Genomic DNA, 1,216 nt, shown 5'->3' on the forward strand with positions numbered 1-1,216 from the left:
AATTGTTAAATCTATACTTATTTATTGATAGATTTTAGTCATTTTTTATTTTTGCACGATGATAACTTTTTAATTCATCACCTTTTAAAAGGCGTGCAATATTACTATTATGGCGAATAATAATCAAACATGAAAGCATAGAAACGGGTAAAGTAAGCTCAGGTCTAAATAGCCAAACATAAAAAGGTGCCATAAGAAAGCCAACAATCGCAGCCACGGATGAATAGCCAGTAATCAATAGCGCCAGTAACCAAGTCAGAATAAAACAACCTGTAAAATCAAAACCTATTGGAATCATCATACCTAAGGCAGTTGCAACGCCTTTACCACCACGAAAATGAAAAAAACAGGGAAAGATATGTCCTAAACAAGCAAAAATACCAATAATCCCTAAAAAGAAAGGTGTCACTCCAAGCCGATAAGCTATATAAACGGGAATAGCACCTTTCAACATGTCAAAAATTAAAACAAAAATAGCGGGTAATTTGCCATTTAATCGTAAAATATTGGTTGCACCGGGGTTATGTGAGCCATGTTCAGAAGGATCAGGCAAATGCATGATTCGGCTGATAATTATAGCTCCAGAAAGTGATCCCCCAAGATAGGCAATGATAATCATCAATATAATTTGTAATATCAAAATACAACTCCTTTACTTCTTATAATAATCTTTATTTAATTTAGCATTTAAGTTGTTTGATAACCTAAATGGGAAAGTTAGAAATGAAGCAAACAGAACAATAATCATAAGTAGCTACTTTCTTGATGAGCTGTTGGTTAGAATAACCTAATTTTTCATTAGTAACTTTTTCATTAGTAACATTGCTCATTATTGGGGGGAAAAACTAAATTTGTTATAAAGTATTAAAAAAGAAAGCAGAGACATAAAATCCCCTTTAAATAGTAGCTTGAAGTTATATATTTTTAATACTGTAAGCATAACATTTACATTCGTGTTTGCATATAAATTACCATGGTTTTTCAATTGACCATTTAATCTATTGAGATATTAATTATAAGTAACGCTATTTCTAATTAAAGTCATATGTATAATGACTAAGAAACGATTGTTGTATTCTTAACTAAGGTAGCTTGTTTTCTATTGATTTACGAATTTATTGTTGGTATTTTGTGCGATTATAACCTGCTATTTTGTTAACTAAAAATATTAATCATATGAGCAGAAAACAAGAAAATATTAAAAAAACACGCCAGA

The 1,216-nt window shown here is 30.3% G+C and carries 1 protein-coding gene; it reads right to left on the bottom strand.

The genetic code is table 11. The features are described 5' to 3' along the window. Positions 1–34 precede the first annotated feature (34 nt). Positions 35–619: a glycerol-3-phosphate 1-O-acyltransferase PlsY gene (gene plsY, locus A9G30_RS11435; RefSeq protein WP_065589036.1), complete on the bottom strand. Its 585-nt coding sequence runs from the start codon at positions 617–619 to the stop codon at positions 35–37. Between the last annotated feature and the right edge of the window lie 597 nt (positions 620–1,216).

Source organism: Gilliamella sp. Fer4-1 (genome assembly GCF_001690515.1).
Classification (GTDB): Bacteria; Pseudomonadota; Gammaproteobacteria; order Enterobacterales; family Orbaceae; genus Gilliamella; species Gilliamella apicola_C.

Coding starts and splice junctions, on each gene's coding strand:
- plsY (WP_065589036.1), bottom strand. CDS start 619: ATGATTATCATTGCCTATCTTGGGGGATCACTTTCTGGAGCTATAATT.